This window comes from Daejeonella sp. (assembly GCF_049655485.1).
GTDB lineage: Bacteria > Bacteroidota > Bacteroidia > Sphingobacteriales > Sphingobacteriaceae > Daejeonella.
Genome location: NZ_JBASJU010000122.1, coordinates 1 through 22,619 on the forward strand (window position 1 = coordinate 1; position 22,619 = coordinate 22,619).

Annotated in this window: 21 protein-coding genes and 1 pseudogene; 11 read left to right on the plus strand and 11 right to left on the minus strand. The window is 42.2% G+C overall.

Translation table 11 applies throughout. The features are described from left to right. Positions 1-772, plus strand: a 772-nt coding sequence (locus WBJ10_RS04915; protein WP_424288413.1) for an ethanolamine utilization protein, incomplete at its 5' end; no start/stop codon positions are given. A 246-nt stretch (positions 773-1,018) separates the two neighbouring features. Continuing rightward, positions 1,019-2,533 (plus strand): NAD(P)H-hydrate dehydratase, encoded by a 1,515-nt coding sequence (locus WBJ10_RS04920; RefSeq protein WP_424288414.1) that lies wholly within the window; start codon positions 1,019-1,021, stop codon positions 2,531-2,533. 309 nt (positions 2,534-2,842) lie between these two features. Here WBJ10_RS04920 and lipA read toward each other — a convergent pair whose 3' ends face one another. After that, positions 2,843-3,721 (minus strand): lipoyl synthase, encoded by an 879-nt coding sequence (gene lipA, locus WBJ10_RS04925; protein WP_424288415.1) that lies wholly within the window; start codon positions 3,719-3,721, stop codon positions 2,843-2,845. A 261-nt stretch (positions 3,722-3,982) separates the two neighbouring features. On the opposite strand from lipA, the gene WBJ10_RS04930 reads away from it, so the two are divergent. After that, positions 3,983-4,387 carry an OsmC family protein gene (locus tag WBJ10_RS04930; protein WP_424288416.1) on the plus strand — a complete coding sequence of 135 codons (405 nt, stop codon included), beginning with the start codon at positions 3,983-3,985 and terminating at the stop codon, positions 4,385-4,387. A 93-nt stretch (positions 4,388-4,480) separates the two neighbouring features. Here WBJ10_RS04930 and ytxJ read toward each other — a convergent pair whose 3' ends face one another. The 3 genes from ytxJ to WBJ10_RS04945 form a co-directional block, all read right to left on the minus strand. Further along, on the minus strand, positions 4,481-4,813 hold the full coding sequence (ytxJ, locus tag WBJ10_RS04935; protein WP_424288417.1) for a bacillithiol system redox-active protein YtxJ: 333 nt from the start codon (positions 4,811-4,813) through the stop codon (positions 4,481-4,483). Between the two features lie 361 nt (positions 4,814-5,174). Then, positions 5,175-5,666: a 6,7-dimethyl-8-ribityllumazine synthase gene (gene ribH / locus WBJ10_RS04940; protein WP_424288418.1), complete on the minus strand. Its 492-nt coding sequence runs from the start codon at positions 5,664-5,666 to the stop codon at positions 5,175-5,177. 60 nt (positions 5,667-5,726) lie between these two features. Beyond that, complete coding sequence (locus WBJ10_RS04945; RefSeq protein WP_424288419.1) at positions 5,727-6,410, minus strand: tetratricopeptide repeat protein; 684 nt, start codon at positions 6,408-6,410, stop codon at positions 5,727-5,729. A gap of 168 nt (positions 6,411-6,578) precedes the next feature. On the opposite strand from WBJ10_RS04945, the gene recF reads away from it, so the two are divergent. After that, positions 6,579-7,685 (plus strand): DNA replication/repair protein RecF, encoded by a 1,107-nt coding sequence (gene recF, locus WBJ10_RS04950; RefSeq protein WP_424288420.1) that lies wholly within the window; start codon positions 6,579-6,581, stop codon positions 7,683-7,685. A gap of 174 nt (positions 7,686-7,859) precedes the next feature. After that, on the plus strand, positions 7,860-8,150 hold the full coding sequence (locus WBJ10_RS04955) for a DUF721 domain-containing protein (protein WP_424288421.1): 291 nt from the start codon (positions 7,860-7,862) through the stop codon (positions 8,148-8,150). Between the two features lie 78 nt (positions 8,151-8,228). On the opposite strand, the gene WBJ10_RS04960 is transcribed toward WBJ10_RS04955, so the two are convergent. Both WBJ10_RS04960 and WBJ10_RS04965 read right to left on the minus strand, forming a co-directional pair. After that, complete coding sequence (locus WBJ10_RS04960; protein ID WP_424288422.1) at positions 8,229-8,420, minus strand: hypothetical protein; 192 nt, start codon at positions 8,418-8,420, stop codon at positions 8,229-8,231. 61 nt (positions 8,421-8,481) lie between these two features. Continuing rightward, the gene (locus WBJ10_RS04965) at positions 8,482-8,901 is read right to left on the minus strand and encodes a nucleoside-diphosphate kinase (RefSeq protein WP_424288423.1); all 420 of its coding nucleotides are present in this window, start codon (positions 8,899-8,901) and stop codon (positions 8,482-8,484) included. Positions 8,902-9,018: 117 nt separating this feature from the next. Here WBJ10_RS04965 and WBJ10_RS04970 point away from each other — a divergent pair, with 117 nt between their 5' ends. Next, complete coding sequence (locus WBJ10_RS04970) at positions 9,019-10,029, plus strand: DHH family phosphoesterase (RefSeq protein ID WP_424288424.1); 1,011 nt, start codon at positions 9,019-9,021, stop codon at positions 10,027-10,029. Positions 10,030-10,090: 61 nt separating this feature from the next. Beyond that, positions 10,091-11,047 carry an FKBP-type peptidyl-prolyl cis-trans isomerase gene (locus WBJ10_RS04975; RefSeq protein ID WP_424288425.1) on the plus strand — a complete coding sequence of 319 codons (957 nt, stop codon included), beginning with the start codon at positions 10,091-10,093 and terminating at the stop codon, positions 11,045-11,047. A gap of 90 nt (positions 11,048-11,137) precedes the next feature. Here the strand turns inward: WBJ10_RS04975 and bshA are convergent, their stop codons facing one another. From bshA to WBJ10_RS05000, 5 genes and pseudogenes are all read right to left on the minus strand, one after another. After that, the gene (bshA, locus tag WBJ10_RS04980) at positions 11,138-12,277 is read right to left on the minus strand and encodes an N-acetyl-alpha-D-glucosaminyl L-malate synthase BshA (RefSeq protein ID WP_424288440.1); all 1,140 of its coding nucleotides are present in this window, start codon (positions 12,275-12,277) and stop codon (positions 11,138-11,140) included. 206 nt (positions 12,278-12,483) lie between these two features. Next, a complete protein-coding gene (locus tag WBJ10_RS04985; RefSeq protein ID WP_424288426.1) occupies positions 12,484-14,301 on the minus strand; it encodes a serine hydrolase domain-containing protein in 1,818 nt (605 codons plus the stop codon). Continuing rightward, complete coding sequence (locus WBJ10_RS04990) at positions 14,301-15,926, minus strand: amidohydrolase (protein ID WP_424288427.1); 1,626 nt, start codon at positions 15,924-15,926, stop codon at positions 14,301-14,303. Before WBJ10_RS04990 ends, WBJ10_RS04985 begins: the two co-directional genes overlap by 1 nt. Before the next feature lie 73 nt (positions 15,927-15,999). Next, positions 16,000-16,908: pseudogene (locus WBJ10_RS04995) on the minus strand (sulfite exporter TauE/SafE family protein). A 4-nt stretch (positions 16,909-16,912) separates the two neighbouring features. After that, positions 16,913-17,617: a DUF2490 domain-containing protein gene (locus tag WBJ10_RS05000; protein WP_424288428.1), complete on the minus strand. Its 705-nt coding sequence runs from the start codon at positions 17,615-17,617 to the stop codon at positions 16,913-16,915. 416 nt (positions 17,618-18,033) lie between these two features. Between WBJ10_RS05000 and mutL the strand changes: the two genes are divergently transcribed. From mutL to WBJ10_RS05020, 4 genes are read left to right on the plus strand one after another with little or no spacing between them, the layout of a single operon-like run. Next, on the plus strand, positions 18,034-19,887 hold the full coding sequence (gene mutL, locus WBJ10_RS05005) for a DNA mismatch repair endonuclease MutL (protein WP_424288429.1): 1,854 nt from the start codon (positions 18,034-18,036) through the stop codon (positions 19,885-19,887). 14 nt (positions 19,888-19,901) lie between these two features. Further along, a complete protein-coding gene (locus tag WBJ10_RS05010) occupies positions 19,902-20,630 on the plus strand; it encodes a rhomboid family intramembrane serine protease (RefSeq protein ID WP_424288430.1) in 729 nt (242 codons plus the stop codon). Continuing rightward, on the plus strand, positions 20,627-21,475 hold the full coding sequence (locus tag WBJ10_RS05015; protein ID WP_424288431.1) for a rhomboid family intramembrane serine protease: 849 nt from the start codon (positions 20,627-20,629) through the stop codon (positions 21,473-21,475). Before WBJ10_RS05010 ends, WBJ10_RS05015 begins: the two co-directional genes overlap by 4 nt. Beyond that, positions 21,475-22,596 (plus strand): endonuclease/exonuclease/phosphatase family protein, encoded by a 1,122-nt coding sequence (locus tag WBJ10_RS05020; RefSeq protein WP_424288432.1) that lies wholly within the window; start codon positions 21,475-21,477, stop codon positions 22,594-22,596. The genes WBJ10_RS05015 and WBJ10_RS05020 overlap by 1 nt, the downstream gene beginning before the upstream one ends. Positions 22,597-22,619: the final 23 nt, after the last annotated feature.

Here is a 22,619-nt window from a genome sequence, read left to right on the forward strand (position 1 = left end):
GATTGATCAAACACCAATCGGCAGGACACCCCGGTCAAATCCTTCTACCTATACCGGAGTATTTTCGGATATCAGGAACCTGTATGTTATGCTTCCCGAAGCAAAAATCCGGGGTTATAAGCCAGGCCGTTTTTCATTTAACGTAAAGGGCGGGCGCTGTGAAACCTGTCAAGGTGCGGGAATGAAATTAATTGAAATGAATTTCCTGCCGGATGTACAAGTACCTTGTGAAGAATGCTCGGGTAAACGCTATAATCGCGAGACACTTGAAGTACGTTATCGCGGGAAATCAATCAGTGATGTTCTGGATATGAGTATAGAAGATGCGGTTGCATTTTTTGAACCAATACCTTCTATATACCGTAAGATAAAAACCCTTGCTGAAGTAGGCTTGGGATATATCCGCCTCGGACAATCATCTACCACTTTATCAGGAGGAGAAGCACAACGTGTCAAACTCGCTACGGAGCTTTCTAAAAAAGACACGGGAAACACATTTTACATACTGGATGAACCAACTACGGGTCTGCATTTCGAAGATATCAGTGTACTTCTCGGAGTTTTGAACCGACTTGTTGACCACGGCAATACTATACTGGTAATTGAGCATAACCTGGATGTAATCAAAGTTGCTGACTGGGTAATCGATCTGGGGCCAGAAGGTGGATCAGGTGGTGGAGAAATACTTTTTTCAGGATTGCCGGAAGATTTGGTGAAGGTGAAGAAGAGTCATACGGGGAAGTATCTAGGAATTGAGATGAAAAGTAAGTAATTTCAGGTAAGCTAGATTAAACCGCAGAGTACGCAGAGTTAGGCGCTGAGTTCGCGGAGTTTTTTCGAGAAGCTTATAAGAGTAACAGTTTAGTTTGTTTGTAGGTATTTCTATCCGCCCAGCCTCTGCGTACTTTGCGCCTGCCTGCCAGCAGGCAGGTAAAACTCAGCGCACTCCGCGGTAAAAAATCCTAACTCTGCGGTAAAGAATTCTTGCCGAAGGCAAGCCTTTTCTTATCTTAGTTATATGCAGAACCTTCTCACTTCCCAACAAACCCGTGAAGCAGATGCCCACACCATCTCCAGCAAACCCATCAGCTCAATCGATCTCATGGAAGCAGCATCAATAGCGTTTGTTAAAGAGTTTCAAAAAGAGGTTACAGACAAATACATACCAATTAGTATTTACTGCGGAACGGGCAATAATGGAGGCGATGGATTAGCTGTCGCACGTCTTCTTTATGCCGATGATTATAAAAATATCTCTGTAAAAATCAGTAGATTTTCGAATAAGGCAACCAAAGATTTTGATGTTAACCGGGAACGATTAAAACTAACGAATATCCATATAACGGATTTGTCAGATACCACACCATTTCCGGAAGAAAATGCCGAAGTTCTAATCGATGCGCTGCTTGGTTCAGGATTTAACAAACCTGTAGAAGGGAAATTAAAAGAACTGATCGATCACATAAACAGCCTACACAAAAAAGTTATTTCGATAGATGTACCGAGCGGCTTCCCTTCAGAAGGTGATATTTCATCCGATGCAACGACAATAAAAGCAAGCCTGGTCATTTCTTTTCAGCGCCCGAAGATCAATTTCTTTTTCCCTGAATCAGCACGATCCCTGAACAGTTTTAAGGTAGTACCTATCGGACTCGATGAAGAATATATTCAATCGCTCCCAAGCCATTGGAAACTGCTCGAAGAAAACGATATAAAAGTTTATTTAAGACCGAGAGAACGGTTTAGCCACAAAGGTACTTTTGGACATGCACTTATAGTCGCTGGAAACAATGGAACTATGGGGGCAGCTTTGCTGTGTGCAGACGCTTGTTTACACTCAGGTGCGGGACTCACATCGGTATGTATTCCAGAAAGCGGATACAGTGCCCTAAATACCCGTTCACCCGAGATCATGACCATCGATAGAAACACTCTAATACCAAATGGTATGTTGGCTAAATTCTCTTCTATTGCTATCGGGCCGGGACTTGGGGCTGGCGACAACACGCTTGATGTATTGCGAAATATTCTGAACGGCTATAACAGACCAATAGTACTTGATGCGGATGCTTTGAATATGCTGTCCGCGAAGCCAGAGCTTCTAAACAACCTGCCAGGCATGAGCATCATCACGCCTCACGTGAAAGAATTTGACCGCATGTTTGGCGAATATACTTCATGGTGGGAAAGGATTGAAAATGCCCGTGAGAAAGCAGCTGAGCTTAACATCATCATTCTCTTAAAAAATCAATATTCTTTCATCGTCCTGCCGGATGGAAATGTGATGATTAATCCAACAGGTAACCCAGCTATGGCTGTTGGTGGAATGGGTGATGTATTAACTGGTATGATTGCAGGTTTTCTGGCTCAGGGTTACTCCCCTCAGGAAGCAGCGATAATTGCTTGTTTTATACATGGGAAGGCGGGGGATGAATTGAGTGCGGAGGGGATGAACAGTATACCGCCAAGGTATATTATTGAACGATTACCGTTTGTTATTAAGGGGTTAGGTTCCTCCCTTCGGTCGGAATGACTGTGGCATTTTTTTAGGAAAGAAGATTTCTCCGGCTATCGATGTTTGTATTAATTACTATGTTTAATTCACCCGTCGAAATATCTTATCATTTCAAATGGGGGTTAATTTCAACGAGCGCAAGCTCACTGATTTATTAAGAGCCTCGTCACCGCGAGAAGAAATCCCTATTTTCCTAAAAAGATACGCGTTATTCCGACCGGAGGGAGGAACTTCAAATAAATCGTCCTATAAAAAAAGCTAGTTTGCAGCCGGGGGCAGAAAAGACTATCAATTTAGCAACCCTGAAAGGGTTGACCAAAAAGATTACTAAAAATCAAATAGATGCTTTTCCGCATGATACGAAGACCGAACAAGCGGCCCACTTTCTACGTACTTGAAACCCATTTCCAGTCCAACAACTTTGTATTTGTCGAATTGTTCTGGTGTGATCCAGTCGATTACGGGATGGTGGTTACGTGTAGGCTGTAAATACTGGCCCAGTGTTAATATGTGCACACCTGCATCGAGTAGATCAGTCATTGCTTCTAACACATCCTCTTCCGTCTCCCCTAGCCCAAGCATTATCCCGGATTTGGTTCTTAAGCCGGCTTTATTGATAAGACGTAAGCATTCCAGGCTACGGTCGTATTTTGCTTGTATACGAACCTCTTTGGTGAGGCGGCGTACGGTTTCCAGATTATGCGATACCACTTCCGGACGTACGGCTAGCACGCGTTCGAGATTATCCCAGATCCCGCGGAAATCAGGCAACAGAGTTTCTAAAGTAGTATCCGGACTTTCGCGGCGAATAGCATTGATGGTTTCTGCCCAGATCGTTGAGCCCCCATCTTTCAGGTCGTCACGGTCTACGGAAGTGATTACACAGTGCTTAACCTGCATAAGCTTAACTGAATTAGCAACACGATCAGGCTCTTCCAGATCGACGGCCAAAGGCCTGCCAGTGGCTACTGCACAAAAAGAACAGGAACGGGTACAAATATTGCCTAGAATCATAAAAGTGGCTGTACCGGCCCCCCAGCACTCCCCCATATTGGGGCAATTCCCACTTTCGCATATCGTATGAAGCTTGTGCGTATCAACAAGGCTTCTAACATGCGCATATTCTTTCCCAACAGGAAGCTTAACACGCAACCAGTTTGGTTTACGTTGTACTTGGTTGGCTGGAATAACCGGAAGATCGATCATGATGCAAAAGTACTTATTTTGGAGTAAAGATCAATGTGAAAATATAAGGAGCAAGGAACAAGGAGCAAAGAACAAAGACTTGCAAACGGCATAACCCACCTTGACATAGGATCAAAATCTTTGCACAAAAAAATGCCCATCTACGCTCTTCGAACCCCAGATAGTTCTTAGCCGGGACCTGTCCTTGATCTTTGCTCTTTGTTTCTTTACTCATTTACTTCGGAAATTCTTTAATTTCGTTCTCACTAACATCAATCCCTCATGGCAACTATAGAAACCACCTACCTCGGCGAACTCAGAACCGAAGCAACTCATGTCTACTCCGGAAATAAAACAATAACTGACGCACCGCTTGACAACCAGGGGAAAGCCGAGTCCTTTTCTCCAACAGATTTACTTACTGCTTCGCTGGGAAGTTGCATGTTAACCATCATGGGTATTGCAGCCAGAGAGCACGGAATCAATATAGATGGCACTACCTGCTCTTTAACAAAGTTGATGGCCTCCGATCCCCGCAGAGTAAGTGAAATCCAGGTTGTTTTCAACTTCCCTTCAGGAAATTACACCGACAAAGAAAAAGCTATATTGGAAAGATCCGCAATCACTTGTCCGGTGGCTAAGAGTTTGCATACTGATTTGTTCCAGAATGTCACGTTTAATTATTAATAGACCGGTGATTAGGAATTAGTTGTTAGGCGAATCGTCTAGTCGACCCTGTCTAAAACTAATCCCGAATTACTAATCTCTAATTAAAAATTTCTAGCCACTAATCTGTTCCGCTAACTCCTCCGCCGAAATCCCTCCATGCGAGGTCTCGTACACACATCCACCATCCTTGATAAGAAGGAGTTGTGGTGATTCGTGGTGGACCTGAAATATTTCTGCTATTTGGTTAGATATCTCTCTGTGGGCAATCAGATCAAGAAAATAAAGGGGGGTATTTTCAGGAATTACCTCCCCGTCAAATTCAAACCTTTTTCTGGCCATCATACTTATCGAACAACGCGTACTATGCTTAAAAATCACAGAATAACCTGTGGCGGCCTTGATGTCCTGTAATTGATCAAGGTTTGTCAATTGTATCCAATTCATGCTTCTATGTAGGTATTACGATCCGGAGATACGTATAAATTGAGGACACAAATTTACCATCCCCACAGCATAGAGTTATAATACGGATGTCAAATAAAAATAGGTAGATGATTTTTTTAATGCCTGGACTTCGGATAGCTGCCGTAAGCAGGGCATAACTTAGAGGAACATGCCTGTAACATGGAGCTAAGCAAGAATAAAGCTAGAATGCCGACAATTAATTTTTTCATCAATTTAAAGTTTGTTTTTTTCACCGGCAACGAAGCTTGCTTTTCGCTCTGAGCTTGTGCAAGTATCATTATTTCGCTAACGGTTTGCTTAATATACGTAATTCGGCAGAAATAGTTATTAAAAAAAATAATTAAGAAAGCGTCGATTGGATTTGAGCCATCATAATTGCTGTGACCGCGGCTTCTTCCCCTTTGTTACCGTGTTTTCCGCCCGACCGGTCTTTGGCCTGCTGCAGGTTGTCGGTAGTGAGGACACCAAAAATCACAGGCTTGCTGTATTTAAGAGCTACATTCGTAATACCATTTGCAACCGCGTTACAGATAAAATCAAAGTGACGGGTTTCACCCTGTATAACACAACCCAGGCAGATAACCGCATCGACATTTTTAGACGCAAGCAATAGGTCTGCCCCAGAAGTTAGCTCAAAGCTTCCTGGAACCTGTATTTCAATGATATTTTCAGCCAGGGCGCCATTTTTGGCCAATGCAGCATAAGCTCCTTCCAATAAGGCACCAGTTACCTCAGCATTCCACTGGGATACAACTATCCCAAACTTGAAATCTTCTGCAGAAGGTATCTCTATGTGAGAGAAATCTGAAAGCCCTTTTAAATGTGTTGCCATAGCCTTAAAATAACAAATGGTTGTCAGTTTTACTGACAACCATTTTGAAAATAATATAAATTACTTCACCTGTGCTTCAGCACGGGCGATATAAGAGTCAATAGTGGAGGCTTCAAAGCTCTCCGGATATTCAACTTTTATTTTGTTATAAGCATCAGCCGCAGAGCTAAATTCTTTTTGCTCTTCATATACAAGACCTAATTTTTTAAGAAATAAGGGGCTTGTAAAAGAGTTTTTGTTTTTATCTGCTGCTTTCTTATAATAAGTTATTGCTTTGCTATAGTCTTTAAGTTCGCTATACCCATCACCAAGCATTCCCAATACCAGTGGATCAATTACAGGACTGCCGGTACTACTATATTTGCCAAGCGCATCAACTGCCTTTTGAAATTCACCTTTTTTAAGGTAAAGGCCTCCCAGGTAAGCATTTGCTATATTCGCTGATTTAGTATTTGAATACTCGTCAGCGATTTTCTCAAATCCCGGATATGAACCATCGCCGGAAATTGCCCTGTCATTTAATGAATCTATAGCTGCGTACTCCTCAGCCTTGAACATTTCATTGGCTGCTTTTTCAGCTCTTGGTGCAAGGTAGAATTTCTGATATCCAAAATATAATAATATCAGTGCAACAATGGCGATTCCTATTACAGCTAAGCTTTTTGAATTTTCCTGAACAAACTTGCCGGCATTCCCAAGCGGATTTTCAGCTTCGGGTAAATTTTCGTTTTGAGTTTTTGACATTTGTCTTTAAAAATAAAAATCCGTTCCACCGAAACGAATTATCCGCAAAAATACATTTTTCATATTAAGTATCAACTTTTAAATCAGCGGCCTTCGATTTTTTTTACTCAGGGAGCTAAAAGACGCTGAAAAGAGTAAATTTGCAGGATCGCTTCAGCTTGCGAATGTATGTGGCTCCAAAAATTATCAGTAATTAATTTCAAAAATTATTCCGAGGCTGAATTGGGTTTTTCTCCAACGGTTAACGCCTTTACGGGGAATAATGGGGCTGGAAAAACTAATCTGCTGGACGCAATCCACTACCTCTCACTTTGTAAAAGCTATTTTAATCCCATCGATAGCCAGCAAATCAAACAGGGGGAGGACCTCTTTATGATCCAGGGATCATTTAAAAAGGATAAAAAAGATGAAACTATCTACTGCGGTTTAAAAAAGGCTCAGAAAAAGGTTTTCAAGAGGAATAAAAAAGATTATCAAAGGCTGGCAGACCATATCGGACTATTTCCCCTGGTTATGATCTCCCCCAATGACATCAGCCTGATTATAGAGGGAAGCGAAGAAAGAAGAAAGTTTATCGACAATGTGATCTCCCAAACGGACAGTTCATACCTTGATGAATTGATCATATATAATAAGAACCTCCTAAACCGGAATGCCCTATTAAGGCAGATTGCTACTTCTGGAAGATATGATCCTTCCCTGATGGAAATTTATGACCAGCAGCTTATTATTTCAGGAACCAGGATATTCGAAAAGCGTAAAGCCTTTATGCTGGATTTCCGCGAAATTTTCAACAAGCATTACCGCTTTATAAGTGAAGAAGCAGAAGAAGTGGAGCTTGTTTATGAATCGCCGCTATTGCAGAACGACTTTGCGGCCTTGTTAAAAAGGAATCTGGAACGCGACCGTTTACTGGAACGAACGACCGCTGGTATACATAAGGATGAGCTTAGCTTCACCATTCATGGGATGGCTTTAAAGAAATTTGGTTCGCAGGGTCAGCAAAAATCTTTCCTGATAGCCTTGAAATTAGCTCAATATTCGTTCTTATTTCAGCAAAAAGGATTTGAGCCGCTGCTTCTGCTTGATGATATATTCGACAAACTCGATAATAAGCGCACTACTAAGTTAATGCAAATGGTTTCCGACAAGGACTTTGGTCAGATATTTATCACGGACACGAGTAGAGAACGGGTGGAGACAATTTTCAATGAATTGGGAGTTGGAGTGAGGATTTTTGAAGTTGAACGAGGAAAATTGAAAGCTGAAAACTGAAAACTGAAGCCCACTTACCTATCGTGCAAAAATCGTAACTTACCCAATAATTTTCACCTTTCACCTTTCACCTTTCACCTTTCACCTTTCACCTTTCACCTTTCACCTTTCACCTTTCACCTTTCACCTTTCACCTTTCGCCTTTCACCTTTCACCTCTTACCTTTCACCTAAAATGAGCCGCACCAATGACAAACCCCTTAAAGACGCCATCGAGCAAATGCTCCAGGTGTATAAGCTGAGGCGGAAGTTTGACGAAACTTCGCTTATCGTTGCCTGGCCGGAAATGATGGGAAAGGCAGTTGCAAACCGCACTAAAGATATCTTTATCCGCGACCGGAAACTTTTTATCCGGGTAGAATCATCTGTCATAAAGAATGATCTCCTGATGATGCGATCAAATATTATTGAGAAGATGAATGAGAGGGCGGGAAGCAGTATTATTGATGAGATTGTGTTTTTGTAGTCGGAGGTCGGAAGACGGAGGTCGGAAGTCAGAAGTCCGAAGCAGGAAGTATGAGGCAGGAAGAAGGAAAGTTGAGTATTAAGGCTTTGTTCCCAGGCCGTTCTTCAGTAAGAGGTAATAAAGCACCGTCATGAAGCATGCTATCGAGAAAGCTTTCAGCACAAATAGGCCATCGAGTTTGGTATCCCATCCGCCGATGTACGAGATAGCACCTGGCACCACAAGCATCACAAGGAAAAAGATCAGAAAGCGGGTTTCGTAAATCTTCATAGCTTAAATTATAAATCGCCCTGGAAACAGCTTAACTATCTCAGGGCGATCCAAATTTATTTTAGAAACGTTCGAAAGCTGTAAAGAAGAAGCTTCCTTCGATTTGCGCATTCTCATCCGAATCAGATCCGTGTACTGCATTCGCATCAATTGACTTCGCGTATTTATTGCGGATAGTTCCAGGCTCAGCTTTTGAAGGGTCAGTTGCACCGATCAATTTACGGAAATCTTCCACTGCATTGTCTTTCTCAAGTATCGCGGCTACAATCGGGCCTGACGACATAAAGCTAACAAGGTCATTGTAAAAAGGGCGTTCTCTGTGGATTCCGTAGAATTCACCTGCAATATCACCGCTTAAACGGGTGTATTTTAAAGCGATAACTTTAAATCCGCCTTTGATAATATCATCTAAAATAGCTCCGGTGTGGCCATTGGCTACAGCATCGGGCTTAATCATTGTAAAAGTTCTGTTCGTTGCCATCTTGGTAATTGAAATTTGGTGCAAAAGTACGGCTAATAAATCAAAGACTAAAGGATTTTAATAAATCACCTACTTGTAATCAGTAATTTTAATAGCTTTGCATTTCTTTTTATTTACATGTCAGATTTAGCCCCTCTTATAGAGTTATTAGTTGAACCAAAGCACATTGTGATCACTACACATCACAAGCCTGACGGCGATGCTATGGGTTCATCACTCGGATTATACAACTACCTGATCCAGAAAGGGCATCATGTTCATGTGATCACTCCAACCGATTACCCTACTTTCCTGCAGTGGCTCCCCAACAACCCGGAAGTCATTATTTATACTGAAAAGCAAGAGCAGTCGAAAGAATTGATAGCGAATGCGGAAATTATTTTCTGTTTAGACTTCAATGCGCTTTCGCGGATCAATGAACTTGGGGAACTGGTGCGTGAAGCGAAGGGCAAGAAAGTTATGATTGACCACCATCTGGAGCCTGAAGATTTTGATGATTTTAGGCACTGGACCATCAATGCATGCGCAACTGCTCAACTGATTTATGATTTTATCGTCAACGTGATGGACGAAAAGGAACTCATAAACAAGGATGTGGCAACCTGCCTGTATACAGGAATCATGACCGATTCTGGTTCTTTCCGTTTTCCTACTACAACAGCTGAAGTTCATCGCATCGTTGCGGAACTCATCACTTGTGGTGCGGAAAACTCTAAGATCCATCAGCTTGTTTATGATAATTTTGCTGAAAACAGGCTTCGCTTTTTGGGACATTGCCTGCTCAATAAACTGGAGGTATTTCCTGAATACAACTCAGCTATCATAGTTATTACCAAAGCCGAGCTCGAAAAATACCAAATCTCCACAGGCGATACTGAAGGGATTGTTAACTATGCCCTGTCGATAAATGGCATACGCCTGGCCGCTATGATTATTGAACGTCCAGACAAGGTTAAATTGTCGCTCCGTTCAACCGGCGACTTCCCCGCTAACGAGATCTGCAAAAAATATTTCAATGGTGGCGGGCACAGGAATGCTGCGGGCGGTGCTTCAGATGATCCTGTAGATGTTGTAAGAGAAAAATTTAACACTATCTTACCTGAATATAAAACACTTTTAATCCAATAATATACACACGCTGCATAGGCAGCAATAAAACAGAAACAATTAATAACAGATAAAAAAGACAATGAAGAAATTAGTAATCGTGTTAGGTATCGCAGTAACTGCATTTACCGGTTGTAACAACTTTGAAAAAGGTGAGGGGGATATGATGTACAAGATCCACACTGACAAAGACGGCGAAACAATTAAAGAAGGTGATTTCGTAGCTTTTAAAGCTATCGAAAAAACTGAAGGAGATTCTGTTTTGTACAGTTCTTATGATTATGACCGTCCATCGTTACTTGTAAAAGAGAAATCAGTGTTTAAAGGTGATCTTTTCGCGGCTCTGGGACTTCTTAGCGAAGGCGACAGTGCAACATTTAAGATCAATATCGATTCAATGGTCATGAAAATGGGTCGTCCGCAGCCAGCTGATACTACTGCAAAATATCTGATCTACACCATCAAAGTTGATAAAGTTATCCCTAAAGGAAAATTGAACGACAGTTTATTCCGTGGCAAGATCGACGAATTCCTGAAAGCAGAAATGGATCTGGCCAAGAGCAGTGAGACTGCGAAAATAAAAAGCTATGTTGCTTCTAAAAGCTTGAAGCCTATAGTTTCAGGTTCAGGATTAAACTATGTAATTACTAAAGAAGGAAGCGGCCCGAAAGCTCAGGCTGGCGATACTGTCGTTGTACACTACACCGGATCATTCTTAAGCGGAAAAGTATTCGACAGCAGTGTTGCTGATATAGCTAAGAAAAGTGGCACTTTCAATCCTGGCCGTGATTACCAGCCCCTTAAAATGCCAGTAGGAATGCAAGGTTCTATCCCAGGATTTGAAGAAGCATTACTTCTTATGCCAAAGGGAGCTAAAGCAACTGTAGTTCTGCCATCTAATCTAGCATATGGAGAGCAAGGAAATCAGGGTATTCCACCATTTACCCCGCTTGTTTTTGATCTGGAAATGATCAATATCATTCCTGCGAAACCAGGTTCGGTAGTAGCGCCGCCGCCGCCAATGGCACCTCAGCAATAAGATAAATCAAATTATTAAAAAGCCCCTTTCAGAGATTCTGGAAGGGGCTTTTTGTTGAAGGTCCCTCGCTCTGCTCGGGATGACGGACAATTATATCTCCGCCTTCGATTTCTCTATTACCTCGCTGTAATAATTCTCATATATCGGCAATATCAGCCCAAGATCAAATTCATGAGCACGTTTAAGTGCGCCTTCTTTAAACTCAGCCAGGCGGGTATCATCCTCCAGGATATAAATCGAATGCTGCGCCATGGCCTCAATATCTCCAACATTATCCATAAAACCGGTTACGCCATCGATATTCAGTTCTGGCAAACCGCCTGCGTTAGATGTGATAACGGGAACTTTACAGGCCATAGCTTCGAGAGCTGCAAGACCAAAACTTTCCGACTCGGAAGGCATGACAAATAAATCGCAGACCGACAGGATTTCCTCTACTGCATCCTGCTTACCTAAAAACCGGACATTGTCTGAAATATCCAGATCACGGCAAAGCTGTTCGCAATAAACCCTGTCAGGTCCGTCGCCCACCATAAGAAGCTTAGAAGGAATTTGTTTCTGAATGATTTCAAAAATCTGGATTACATCCTGGGTCCTCTTCACCTTTCTGAAATTGGATGTATGGATGATGATACGCTCATTATTTGGTGCAATAGCTAACTTAAAGTGGTCTTTTGCTTTGAGGCTGAACCGGCTCAAATCAATAAAATTCGGGATAACTTTAATATCCTTGGTAATATCAAAATGCTTGTAAGTATCCTCTTTCAGATTTTCTGAAACAGCCGTAACTCCATCAGACTGATTGATAGAAAACGTTACGACGGGTTTATATGTTGGATCCTTACCCACCAGGGTTATGTCGGTACCGTGAAGTGTAGTTACCACCGGCACGTGAATGCCATAAGTTGCCAGGATCTGCTTAGCCATAAATGCAGCGGATGCATGTGGAATAGCATAATGCACATGCAAAATATCAAGCTTTTCGAATCTCACCACGTCCACCAGCTTACTGGCAAGCGCCAGTTCGTAGGGCGGGTAATCGAATAAGGGATAATTTGAGACCGAGACCTCATGATAAAACAGGTTCGCGGAGAAAAAATCAAGGCGCGCGGGCTGTCTATATGTGATGAAGTGTACCTGGTGGCCGTTATCTGCCAGTGCCTTCCCTAATTCAGTGGCTACAACCCCGCTACCTCCAAAGGTGGGGTAACATACAATTCCTATTTTCATTTTATAATTGGTTCTTTCATTGATTACAAGCTCTGCATTAAATAATGCGAAAAATTTTTTCAATGATGCAAAGTAAATTTAATAAAAGGATATTAATGTTAAGGTTTTGTAAGAATAGTAAGATGGAACAAGGAGCAAGGAGCAAAGAGTAAAGACAAGGGAAAGATGAGAAGCCGGACAAGGCAATGATTAGAAGTGGAGTTGCGTCAGCGTTCCCCCTTAAGAATTGCTTTATAGACGACGTCTTGTATCCTTTCGCGGATGTCTAGTTTCGATAACTTATTGTTAACGGTTGGATTCACCCTGTTCGATAGAAAAATATACACCAGATTATATTTAGGATCGACCCAGACGCAAGTGCCGGTATAGCCTGTATGTCCATAGGTTTCCGGCGAGGCCAGTTTTGACGGAAAACCTTTTTTACTTTTCGGATCCCAACGATCGAAACCCAGGCCTCTGCGGCTTATAGAAGAGTAACGGGCTGTAAACTTTTCGACTGTTTCTTGCTTAAAGTACTGTTTGCCACCATACGTTCCGCCATTGAGAAGCATCTGATAAAGAATACCCAGATCGTTAGTAGTTGCAAACAAACCGGCGTGCCCTGCAACACCTCCTACCATAGCTGCACCCTGGTCGTGAACATAACCATGGAGAAGGGATTTACGGAACTTATCATCCTGCTCGGTAGGAATAATTTGGTCTTTTTGGAAACGTTCCCTGGGCTTAAATCCTGTACGTTCCATACCAAGTGGTTCATAAAACTGGGTCTGGACAATATCTTCCAGGGCCTTTCCAGAAAGACTTTCAACGATTTCCTTCATGAAATACATGTTCAAATCGCTGTAAACATAGGTATCTTTTTTACCTAAAGCAGAGTTCAGCATAGCGGGCCACATGACGTCCTGAAAATATCCTTTTCGGAGGAAATAGTTTTCAGAAACTTTGGTGGGATACGCTGCTGATGAGTCGCTACTCCGATCGTTTTTGGTGAGCTTTACATAAAAAGGGATAAAGGGAACCAAGCCAGCCTGATGAAGCATTAAATCACGGACAAGTATGCGGTTCTTACTGGTTTTGCGTGCTTTGGGAAGATAGGCGCCAGCATTTGTGTCAAGCTTTAGTTTCCCTTGTTCATAGAGGCGCATCACCGCAAGGGTTGTCGCTGAAGTCTTTGTAAGGGATGCGACATCATAAATATCGCTGGTCTTCGACTGTATTTTACTATTATAGGTATGCGTGCCGTAGGCTTTATTGAAAATAACTTTATTGTCTTTTATCACCATCACGGCAATACTGGGTGCAGCCTCCTTCCGGATGGCCTCTGCGGCGATTTTATCAATACCCTTCAAATCAGAAATATTTATTCCGGCATCTTCAGGAACAGAATATTTTAAACGTACGACACTGGTAGAAAATCCCGCACCAGTCGGGTAATTTTCTGATATACTCTTTGGTAATTTAGCCTGTGCAGCCACACCACCAAAGATAAGCTGTGCTGCAAAAATGGATCTTTCCTCCGACTTCTGATTTGACCATATTAGTGGCGCTTTGATTTCGTCGAGGAGTGCCAGGCTTTGAACATCGCCGCTAAGGCTTAAAATAATATTCCTGTTTTTCTGGATCTCTTTTATAAACGGCAAGGCTCCGTGGGCTTTTAAGGCCTGGTCTGTGATCTGCAGGATTAATGTATTAAAGGGCTCAAGAGCAGCATTTAAACTATTCTTATCTGCTGAACTCGAATCACCTGAAAACGAAAAGCTTCTGACCGCTGCATATTTATTTAGTATGCTATCAAATGCTGTCGCATGAGCTGAGCCCATATTAACACTTGCAATTTCTTTGTCTTGCAAGTCCTGAAGGGGAATAGGTTTTTCCGAATTATTAAGCAGCACAGTGGACGCTGCTGCACTTTTCTCTTCGGCTATATATTCTTCATTGTGACGGTGCTCCGCTGAGGGCGCACAGGCAGCTAACAATAAGGTAAAAATCGTGAAGGCAATAAAAACAGTTGGGATTAGCTTCATTATCTGGAGTAAACGCTTTCTCCATTAACAAAAGTCTTTAATACTTTGATTTTAAATAATTCGGCATCAGCAGCTTTCATCAAATCCTGGTCAAGAATTACGAAATCTGCAAATTTCCCCTTCTCGATACTGCCTTTCTCTTTCTCCTCAAAATTCCCTTTAGCGGCCCAGATGGTCATCCCTCGAAGGGCTTCTTCACGGCTGAGTGAATTTTCCGTCTGGTACCCTTTCTCTGGAAATCCTTTCATATCCTTTCTCACCACGGCAGCATAAAAAGTATACATGGGATTAATATTCTCTACAGGAAAATCAGTTCCCAGAACAATCCACCCATTCTGGTCGAGCAGCTGCTTGAAAGCATAGGCACCTTTTACACGTTCCTTTCCAAGCCGGTCGCCTGCCCAGTACATATCCGAAGTAGCGTGAGTACTCTGCACCGATGGAATGACATTATTTTCACCGAATGATTTAAAATCAGCCTGGTTCACAACCTGGGCATGTTCAATTCTCCATCGGCGATCGTTTTTACCCTTCAGAACCTTTGCATAAACATTTAATATCTCGCGATTGGCAGAGTCGCCGATAGCGTGCGTATTCATCTGAAAACCCTTATCTGCCAGTAATTGCGCGATCTCGGCATAGTGCCTTTTATCGCTTAATAAAAATCCGGTCGATGTAGGCTTATCACTATAAGGTTGCAGCAGGCAAGCACCACGCGATCCCAGTGCCCCATCCGCATATACTTTGAAGGAGCTGACATTTAACCTATCCGTTTTAAAGGCCCCATTTTTAAACAGGTAATCGTAATTCGGTTTGTTATCAGAAAGCATTGCGTACACACGCATCTTAAGTTTATTATCTTTTTGAAGCTCATCGATGACCGGGACCAAACTGTGGTCAATGCCGCAATCCGTAACGGTGGTCAGCCCTGCTTCAAAACAATTTTTCTGTGCATCTAAGAGGGCTTCCTGCATCTGCGTTTTATTAGCACCCGGGATCTTTGAGTATACCAGGCTTTCAGCGTTGTCGACTAAAATACCTGTCAACTTCCCATCGATAGTTTCAATCTCGCCGCCGCTCACTTTCTGGCCTGGTGTTATCCCAGCCAGGTCAAGCGCCTTTTTATTCACTATCACAGCATGTCCGTCTACGCGGGATAAAACAACTGGGGTATTCGGAAAAAGTTCATTTAACTTCTGATTATCAGGAAACTCCTTAACATCCCAATCGTTCTGATCCCAGCCTCTGCCCACGATCCATTCACCTTTATTTTCCTTTGAGAAAGTCACTAACCTGGCCAATATTTCTTCCCAGCTCTTAGTCCCGGTAAGATCTGCATTCTGGAGCCCTTGCCCGTAACCATAGAAGTGCGAATGTCCGTCAATAAATCCGGGGTAAACAGATTTACCGCCTGCGTCGATTTTTTCGCCGGAGTATAGATCAAGCATATCTTTAGATTTACCTACATCAATGATCTTCCCATCCTTTACCACAAAAGCCTCTGCTACAGAGAATTTATCGTCAACGGTATAGACCATCGCATTATGTATAATCAGGTCGGCATCTTGTTTCGATGAACAGGCGAATAAAAAAGGAAGGAGTGCAAAGAGAAAAATTTTCTTCATAAAGGTTTGTTGAGGTGTAATCGTGTTTGTAAATATAAATCAGAAAAGGGAAATAATCGATCATCTATTAACCTTAGACAAGGAGTATTTTCACAAGCGTCCGAAGGCTTAGAAAAATGAGCAATAATCCCACTAAAACAGTGATTGGTTTTCTAGGAATTTTATTAACCAAATAAGCCGCTATCGGCGCAGCAATTACCCCACCGATGACTAAGCCAGCAATCAAGGGCCAGGCACCAATACCATCAAAAAGTATGAATGTTATCCCGCTGGCGAAAGAAATCCCAAATTCCGCGGTATTAACAGAACCAATGGTGTAACGAGGATTTCTTCCTCGACCCATTAAGGTAGAAGTAACGATAGGTCCCCAGCCTCCCCCACCAATAGAATCAATAAAGCCCCCAAGCGCGGCCAAAACGCCAATTTTTTTCGTTTTCTACTTTTGGATGTTTCGACGCAAGCCCTTTATGATTATGATTACCGCCAAAATTATCATGTAAATAGCGATAAATGGCTTGATTAAATCGCCGTCGATTACATCTGCCAATAAATATGCTCCCAAAGCAGAACCTGCCACACCAGGGATAAGCAAGTTTAATACAAGCTTTTTGTTTATGTTTTTAAATTTGTGATGAGAAATAGCGGAAGCCCCCGTTGTGAACATTTCAGCCACATGCACTCCCATACTGCTTGTAGCTGGCGGCACTCCAAATGAAATCAGGAATGAAGTAGAGGTAGCGCCATAACCCATACCTAAAGTTCCATCAACCAACTGGGCAAAGATGCCGATGCACAAGAAGATGAGGAAATTATAGTCGAGGCCATTCTTAATGCGTGCTAGTGAAAAGGTTTCGTGATAGTTGAATACTAGTATTAGCATTAAGCCAACCATCAACACAATGGGAATACCGTACCATAGATTCTGTATGGTTTTAGACCGGCTTTCTACCGTCGTAATACGTTCTAAGTTCTCTGCACTCATCTGTTTAAATGTGAATTTTGTGATATACGGTTAAACGAAGTATGTCTCTCTCGAAAAACTGATTGAAGTTTGCCCTTTGCTGATAAAGATGCATATACCCCAGTTCAGCTGACAGGTTGTTTTGAAGACCAAGCTCAAAACCAGCATAGATTCTATTCTGATCAAAGTGCGCACTTGCAAAGTTTTTTCCGGAGTTGATCATAAACTCATCTGAAATCTTAACTGCTATTGGAACTTTGCCATCAGGCTCATTTATTCTATAAACTAACTGCAGCCTGTATCTTAATCGCAAATTGAAATCATAACCTTCAAGAAGTTCTAGATTATTATTTTTATGTCTAAACCGTTCATCAACTCTTAGTCTGTGCTGCAGGTTAAGCCTTGAACTGAAGGAACTAGTATAGCTGATTTCCTGGATGGGTCGGAATTCAGGTATCCTGAGCCCGGAAGTAGAATTGGGATCCTGTGGGCTTTGAGAGGAGTAGCTCAGGCCGACCGCAACATCAATATTCTTTATGAATTTATAATGTAGCCGTGAGTGAAAAATTAGTTGTTGACGACGGTTATTTTCAAAAAAACGCCTATCATCTATTTCATTATGCCAGGTCATTTTCTTAGTAATCGAAAGTTGATTATAGTAGCGTAACCAGTATAAATTTTGCTTGATAATAGTTTTTTGGGCATTTAGCTGCAGATTCAGTGATGACATAAACATTAAAAAAAATACTGCCTTTAACATTATGTCCGTTTACCAGTTATCAAATATGTTTACAAAAGTATAAAGTATAATTAGTCTACCAAATTAGTAGAGTATTATTATTTTAGGTTACTCGGCAGGCTGGCCTAAACAAGTCAGGGAAGGAAGGAATTTGCCAGGCGCCAGGGGCCGGCAGACACAGCGGCTTGGGCCGCGTGTCTTTGACGAGATCCCCGATCAAGTCGGGGAAGAGTCTGCCCCAACATTGTTGAAAATCGTTCAGTCAATAGTCCCTCTTAAAGATTAAAACACCTTATCTTTAGGCTTTGAAAAAAAACCCTAAGGGTTGCAGTAAAATGACCCTTTGAGCCCTTAAAAAGGCCGGTGGTTTTGCTCTCATTGATCATCATAATAAAAAGGAAAATAATTTGTCTGATATAATACAGCTCTTACCTGATTCGGTAGCAAATCAAATCGCTGCCGGAGAAGTGGTTCAAAGGCCTGCTTCTGCTCTTAAAGAATTGATCGAAAACGCTATCGATTCCGGTGCCGATAAGATCCAGATCATCATAAAAGATGCCGGTAAATCCCTGATCCAGGTAATCGACAATGGATGCGGGATGAGCATGACTGATGCGCGTATGTGTTTCGAAAGGCATGCTACCTCAAAGATCAGGAAGGCAGAAGATTTGTTTGCGATACGTACCATGGGTTTTCGTGGCGAGGCTATGGCTTCCATTGCGGCTATTGCACAAGTTGAGCTAAAAAGCCGGCGACATGAAGATGAATTAGGAACCTGCATTCGTATTGAAGGCTCTGAGGTTATCAGACAAGAGCCTGTTTCGGCCATGCCCGGAACCAGCATAAGCGTGAAGAATCTATTCTACAATACCCCGGCGAGAAGAAATTTCCTCAAAGGGAACCCTGTGGAGATGCGCCATATCAATGATGAGTTTCAGAGGGTTGCACTCGCAAACCCCGAGGTATTTTTCACTCTTCATCATGATGGCAACGAGGTTTATCATTTACCAGCCGGGAGCTTAAAACAAAGGCTTATCCACCTTTTCGGAAACGCATATAATCAAAAGCTGGTGCCGGTTGAAGAAGCGACCAGCATTATTGGATTAAAAGGATATATCGGCAAACCTGAATTTGCTAAGAAAACCCGCGGTGAACAATTCTTCTTTGTAAATAACCGTTACATTCGGGATCCGTACCTTAATCACGCCGTTCTCAATGCCTATGAAGAGGTCTTAGCTTCGGATAGTTTTCCCCTTTACGTGCTGTTCATCGACATCGACCCTTCTAAAATCGATATCAATGTTCATCCCACAAAAACCGAAATCAAATACCAGGATGAAAAAGCTATTTATGCGATCATTCGGTCGGCGGTAAAACGTTCACTGGGTAAGTACAACATCAGCCCCACCCTTGATTTTAATCAGGAGACTGGTTTCAGCCAGATGATTACTCCGAAAGCGCATGAGGATATTATCCCGCCACAGATTGCGTTTAATCCGGAATTCAATCCTTTTACGGCTGCCAGAACTGAAAGAGAGATCCCTTTCCTTAGAAATGCAGGAGAAGAACGCAAAACGGTCACGAAAAACTGGGGGTCGCTTTACGAGATCGTTCAACCAGAAGCACGTCAGGAGACATTTGAACTTCCGGGGAACCGTAATATAGAAATTGAGAACCGTCATCTCCAGTCCACTGGAAAACAGATTTTTCAATTACATAATCGTTTCATCATTTCGCAGATCAAGTCGGGTTTTATGCTGATTGACCAGCAGTCGGCGCACGAAAGGATATTATATGAACGCTTTTCACAGCAGCTTGAAAGCAGGCAGGGCGCCAGCCAGCAGAGCTTATTTCCTCAAACGATTACTTTAAACGGTGCTGATTTCGAACTGGTGAAAGACCTCTTACCTGATATCCAGTCGCTGGGTTTCCAGATCAGGGAATTTGGAAAAAACACCCTGATCATTGAAGGAATCCCTGCCGATATCGGCCCGAATATCAGCGAAGTGGATATGCTGGAGCACTTGATTGAAGGGTTCAAAAATAATCAGAGCGCTCTAAAGTTAAATAAGAGGGACAGCCTGGCGAGGGCATTGGCAAGGAACACGGCTATAAAAGCAGGTGCAGCCCTATCATCAGAAGAGATGAATATTCTTATCGACGAGTTGTTTGGATGTGAGATGCCAAATATATCCCTTAGCGGAAAGCCCATTATAAGTACATTTACAATTGAAGAGTTAATCCAAAGGTTTGAAAAATAGCCAGAAGCGCATCTATGAATCCATTAGCTAATATTCCACCGGTTGTTAAAAACCTCCTCATAATAAACGTCATCTTCTATATCGCCATGATGATGTTTGGCGGGCCCCTGATGACTTCAATCCTGGGAGTCCATTATTTCGACAGCCCGGATTTCCGCATCTGGCAGGTCATTACCTACATGTTTATGCATAGCTATCAGTCGCTGTTCCATATCATGTTTAACATGTTTGCCCTATACTCTTTTGGAACTGCACTGGAATATGTGATGGGTTCCAAACGCTTCCTGAATTTCTATCTGCTTACTGGTTTAGGCGCACTAGCGCTTCAGCTGATGGTACAGGCTTTTGAAGTTTATAGCATCACCGGAAGTATTGTGAATGATGGTTCGTATATAATTGATAGTGCCAAAGGGACAATCAGTTATTCAGGTATGACTGAGCAACAGGCAGGCAAACTGTTAGGGATCTATCTATCATCCATGGTAGGTGCCTCCGGTGCTATTTTTGGTCTGCTTATAGCCTTTGGAATGTTATTTCCGAATATGGAATTAATGATCATGTTTATTCCTGTTCCAATTAAAGCAAAATACATTATTCCTGCGTATATACTCCTGGAACTATTCCTGGGTGTAAAACAAATCGAAGGAGATTCGATCGCACATTATGCGCATTTAGGAGGAGCCTTATTTGGTTTTATTTTAGTAAAATTATGGGGGCTTCGCCGCAATGATCGTTTTTTATGAAAAAGTCAATTTTCAGCGAATTATATTACAAAGTGTTCAAATCGGGGAACCCCTTATTCCTTTTCATAGGAATAAATGTGATCGTGTTCCTTGCGATCAATTTATTGGCGGCTGGTGAATTCTTAACCGGTGGAAGCGATACTGCTGCCGATTGGGTGGTATTGCAGCTCTCGATGCCCGCTTATTATGAACTCCTTCCATTTAAATTCTGGACCATCATCACATACATGTTCACCCAGAGGGACTTTTTTCACCTTCTGTTTAACATACTCTGGCTTTACTGGCTCGGGCTTATCTTCCTCGACTTCTTAAGTAAAAGACAATTTATATTCACTTATCTGGCAGGGGGAATAGCGGGGGCTTTGCTATACCTGCTCGCCTATAATCTCTTGCCGGTATTCGGTAACTCTGTACAAAGTTCCATTCTCCTGGGATCATCAGCAAGTGTGATGGCAGTAGTAGTAGCCACGGCTACATTGGTACCCAATTTTACCATTCAATTGCTTTTTCTTGGTAATGTTAAATTGAAATACCTGGCCCTCGCCTATTTTGTGCTGGATATCATCGGCATAAGCTCCGAACCTGGTGGCAGCATTGCACATATTGGCGGCGCCATATTAGGTTTTGTGTATATCCAGCAACTGAACCGCGGAACAGACTTCGCCAATATCTTTAAACGCCGAAGCAAGCTAAAAGTGGTGAAGAATAAGAGCACAGCTCCAGCATCAGCACCACTTTTAAATCAGGAAGTTATCGACAGGATCCTGGACAAGATCTCGCAATCAGGTTACGATAGCCTGACGAAATTAGAAAAGGAGCAATTATTCAAAGCAAGCAAAAAATAATGCGCAGGAAAAAGAAGAAGTCGGGCTTAAATGTATTTAACAAACTTGTACTTGTTGCCAATATCGTCGCAGTCGTATCACTTCTTCTCGCCTATTTATCCTCGTTCGTGGATCCTAACAGCTTCTGGGTGCCCGCATTCTTCGGGCTTGCCTATCCGGGAATATTAGCAGTGAACGTAATTTTTGTTATTTACTGGCTGATAAGCTCTCCAAGATACGCACTGCTTTCTTTCCTGGTTATCATTGGCGGTTGGAATATCCTCACCAGTTATGTCGGATTCAGAGAAAGTTCCGGTATTATGGTTCCCAAATCCTCAGAAAGCTTTATTCGCGTCCTTACTTATAATGTACACAATTTCAAGCAGTTTGGCGATAAGAACGACAAATTCACCAAAGCGCAGATTCTCGATATTATAAGAAAAGAACAGCCTGATGTTCTCTGTTTCCAGGAGTTCTTCAACCGGCCGCGGAGTGAATACAACTTTAGCAAACTGATACCTGAAATCTTGAATAGCAAATACTATTTCTATGAGCCCACTATCGACAACGACTATGAATCGACAGGTACAGCGATATTTTCTAAATATCCCATAATAAAAACCGGCAAGGTTCTTTTTGACAAAAAGATGAACTGGAATGAAGCAGTTTATGCAGACGTCCAGGTGGGGAAGAAAATATTTCGGATCTATAATGTTCATTTTCAATCCATCAGTTTCAAGCCTGAAGATTATCAATACCTTAAAAAGGTTACTAAAGAAATTGATACTGATGTAGAGTCTTCCCGAAAGATAGGCAGCCGTTTAAAACAGGCTTTTGAAAAGCGAGCCCACCAGGTAAAGATTCTCCGTTCACATGCTGAAACAGTTAAAACACCTTACATCATTGCCGGAGACTTCAACGATACACCCATTTCTTACACTGTTCAGAATGTTTCCGAAGGATTGCAGAACAGTTTCCAAAAAAAAGGAAGTGGATTTGGGATAACTTACAATGGCGAGTTTCCTAATTTCCAGATCGACTATATTTTAGCTTCGCCGGAGTTCACTATTAAGAACTACCTGATCGTCGATAAAAAGCTCTCGGATCATTATCCCGTCAGGACCGATCTGGAATTAAAATAAAGCCCTGTATCCCTAAAATCGAT

Excerpts from the sequence above, each read along its gene's own strand:
- WBJ10_RS04920 (WP_424288414.1), top strand. The coding sequence starts at position 1,019 with ATGCAGAACCTTCTCACTTCCCAACAAACCCGTGAAGCAGATGCCCAC.
- lipA (WP_424288415.1), bottom strand. The coding sequence starts at position 3,721 with ATGATCGATCTTCCGGTTATTCCAGCCAACCAAGTACAACGTAAACCA.
- WBJ10_RS04930 (WP_424288416.1), top strand. The coding sequence starts at position 3,983 with ATGGCAACTATAGAAACCACCTACCTCGGCGAACTCAGAACCGAAGCA.
- ytxJ (WP_424288417.1), bottom strand. The coding sequence starts at position 4,813 with ATGAATTGGATACAATTGACAAACCTTGATCAATTACAGGACATCAAG.
- ribH (WP_424288418.1), bottom strand. The coding sequence starts at position 5,666 with ATGGCAACACATTTAAAAGGGCTTTCAGATTTCTCTCACATAGAGATA.
- WBJ10_RS04945 (WP_424288419.1), bottom strand. The coding sequence starts at position 6,410 with ATGTCAAAAACTCAAAACGAAAATTTACCCGAAGCTGAAAATCCGCTT.
- recF (WP_424288420.1), top strand. The coding sequence starts at position 6,579 with ATGTGGCTCCAAAAATTATCAGTAATTAATTTCAAAAATTATTCCGAG.
- WBJ10_RS04955 (WP_424288421.1), top strand. The coding sequence starts at position 7,860 with ATGAGCCGCACCAATGACAAACCCCTTAAAGACGCCATCGAGCAAATG.
- WBJ10_RS04960 (WP_424288422.1), bottom strand. The coding sequence starts at position 8,420 with ATGAAGATTTACGAAACCCGCTTTCTGATCTTTTTCCTTGTGATGCTT.
- WBJ10_RS04965 (WP_424288423.1), bottom strand. The coding sequence starts at position 8,901 with ATGGCAACGAACAGAACTTTTACAATGATTAAGCCCGATGCTGTAGCC.
- WBJ10_RS04970 (WP_424288424.1), top strand. The coding sequence starts at position 9,019 with ATGTCAGATTTAGCCCCTCTTATAGAGTTATTAGTTGAACCAAAGCAC.
- WBJ10_RS04975 (WP_424288425.1), top strand. The coding sequence starts at position 10,091 with ATGAAGAAATTAGTAATCGTGTTAGGTATCGCAGTAACTGCATTTACC.
- bshA (WP_424288440.1), bottom strand. The coding sequence starts at position 12,277 with ATGAAAATAGGAATTGTATGTTACCCCACCTTTGGAGGTAGCGGGGTT.
- WBJ10_RS04985 (WP_424288426.1), bottom strand. The coding sequence starts at position 14,301 with ATGAAGCTAATCCCAACTGTTTTTATTGCCTTCACGATTTTTACCTTA.
- WBJ10_RS04990 (WP_424288427.1), bottom strand. The coding sequence starts at position 15,926 with ATGAAGAAAATTTTTCTCTTTGCACTCCTTCCTTTTTTATTCGCCTGT.
- WBJ10_RS05000 (WP_424288428.1), bottom strand. The coding sequence starts at position 17,617 with ATGTCATCACTGAATCTGCAGCTAAATGCCCAAAAAACTATTATCAAG.
- WBJ10_RS05010 (WP_424288430.1), top strand. The coding sequence starts at position 19,902 with ATGAATCCATTAGCTAATATTCCACCGGTTGTTAAAAACCTCCTCATA.
- WBJ10_RS05015 (WP_424288431.1), top strand. The coding sequence starts at position 20,627 with ATGAAAAAGTCAATTTTCAGCGAATTATATTACAAAGTGTTCAAATCG.
- WBJ10_RS05020 (WP_424288432.1), top strand. The coding sequence starts at position 21,475 with ATGCGCAGGAAAAAGAAGAAGTCGGGCTTAAATGTATTTAACAAACTT.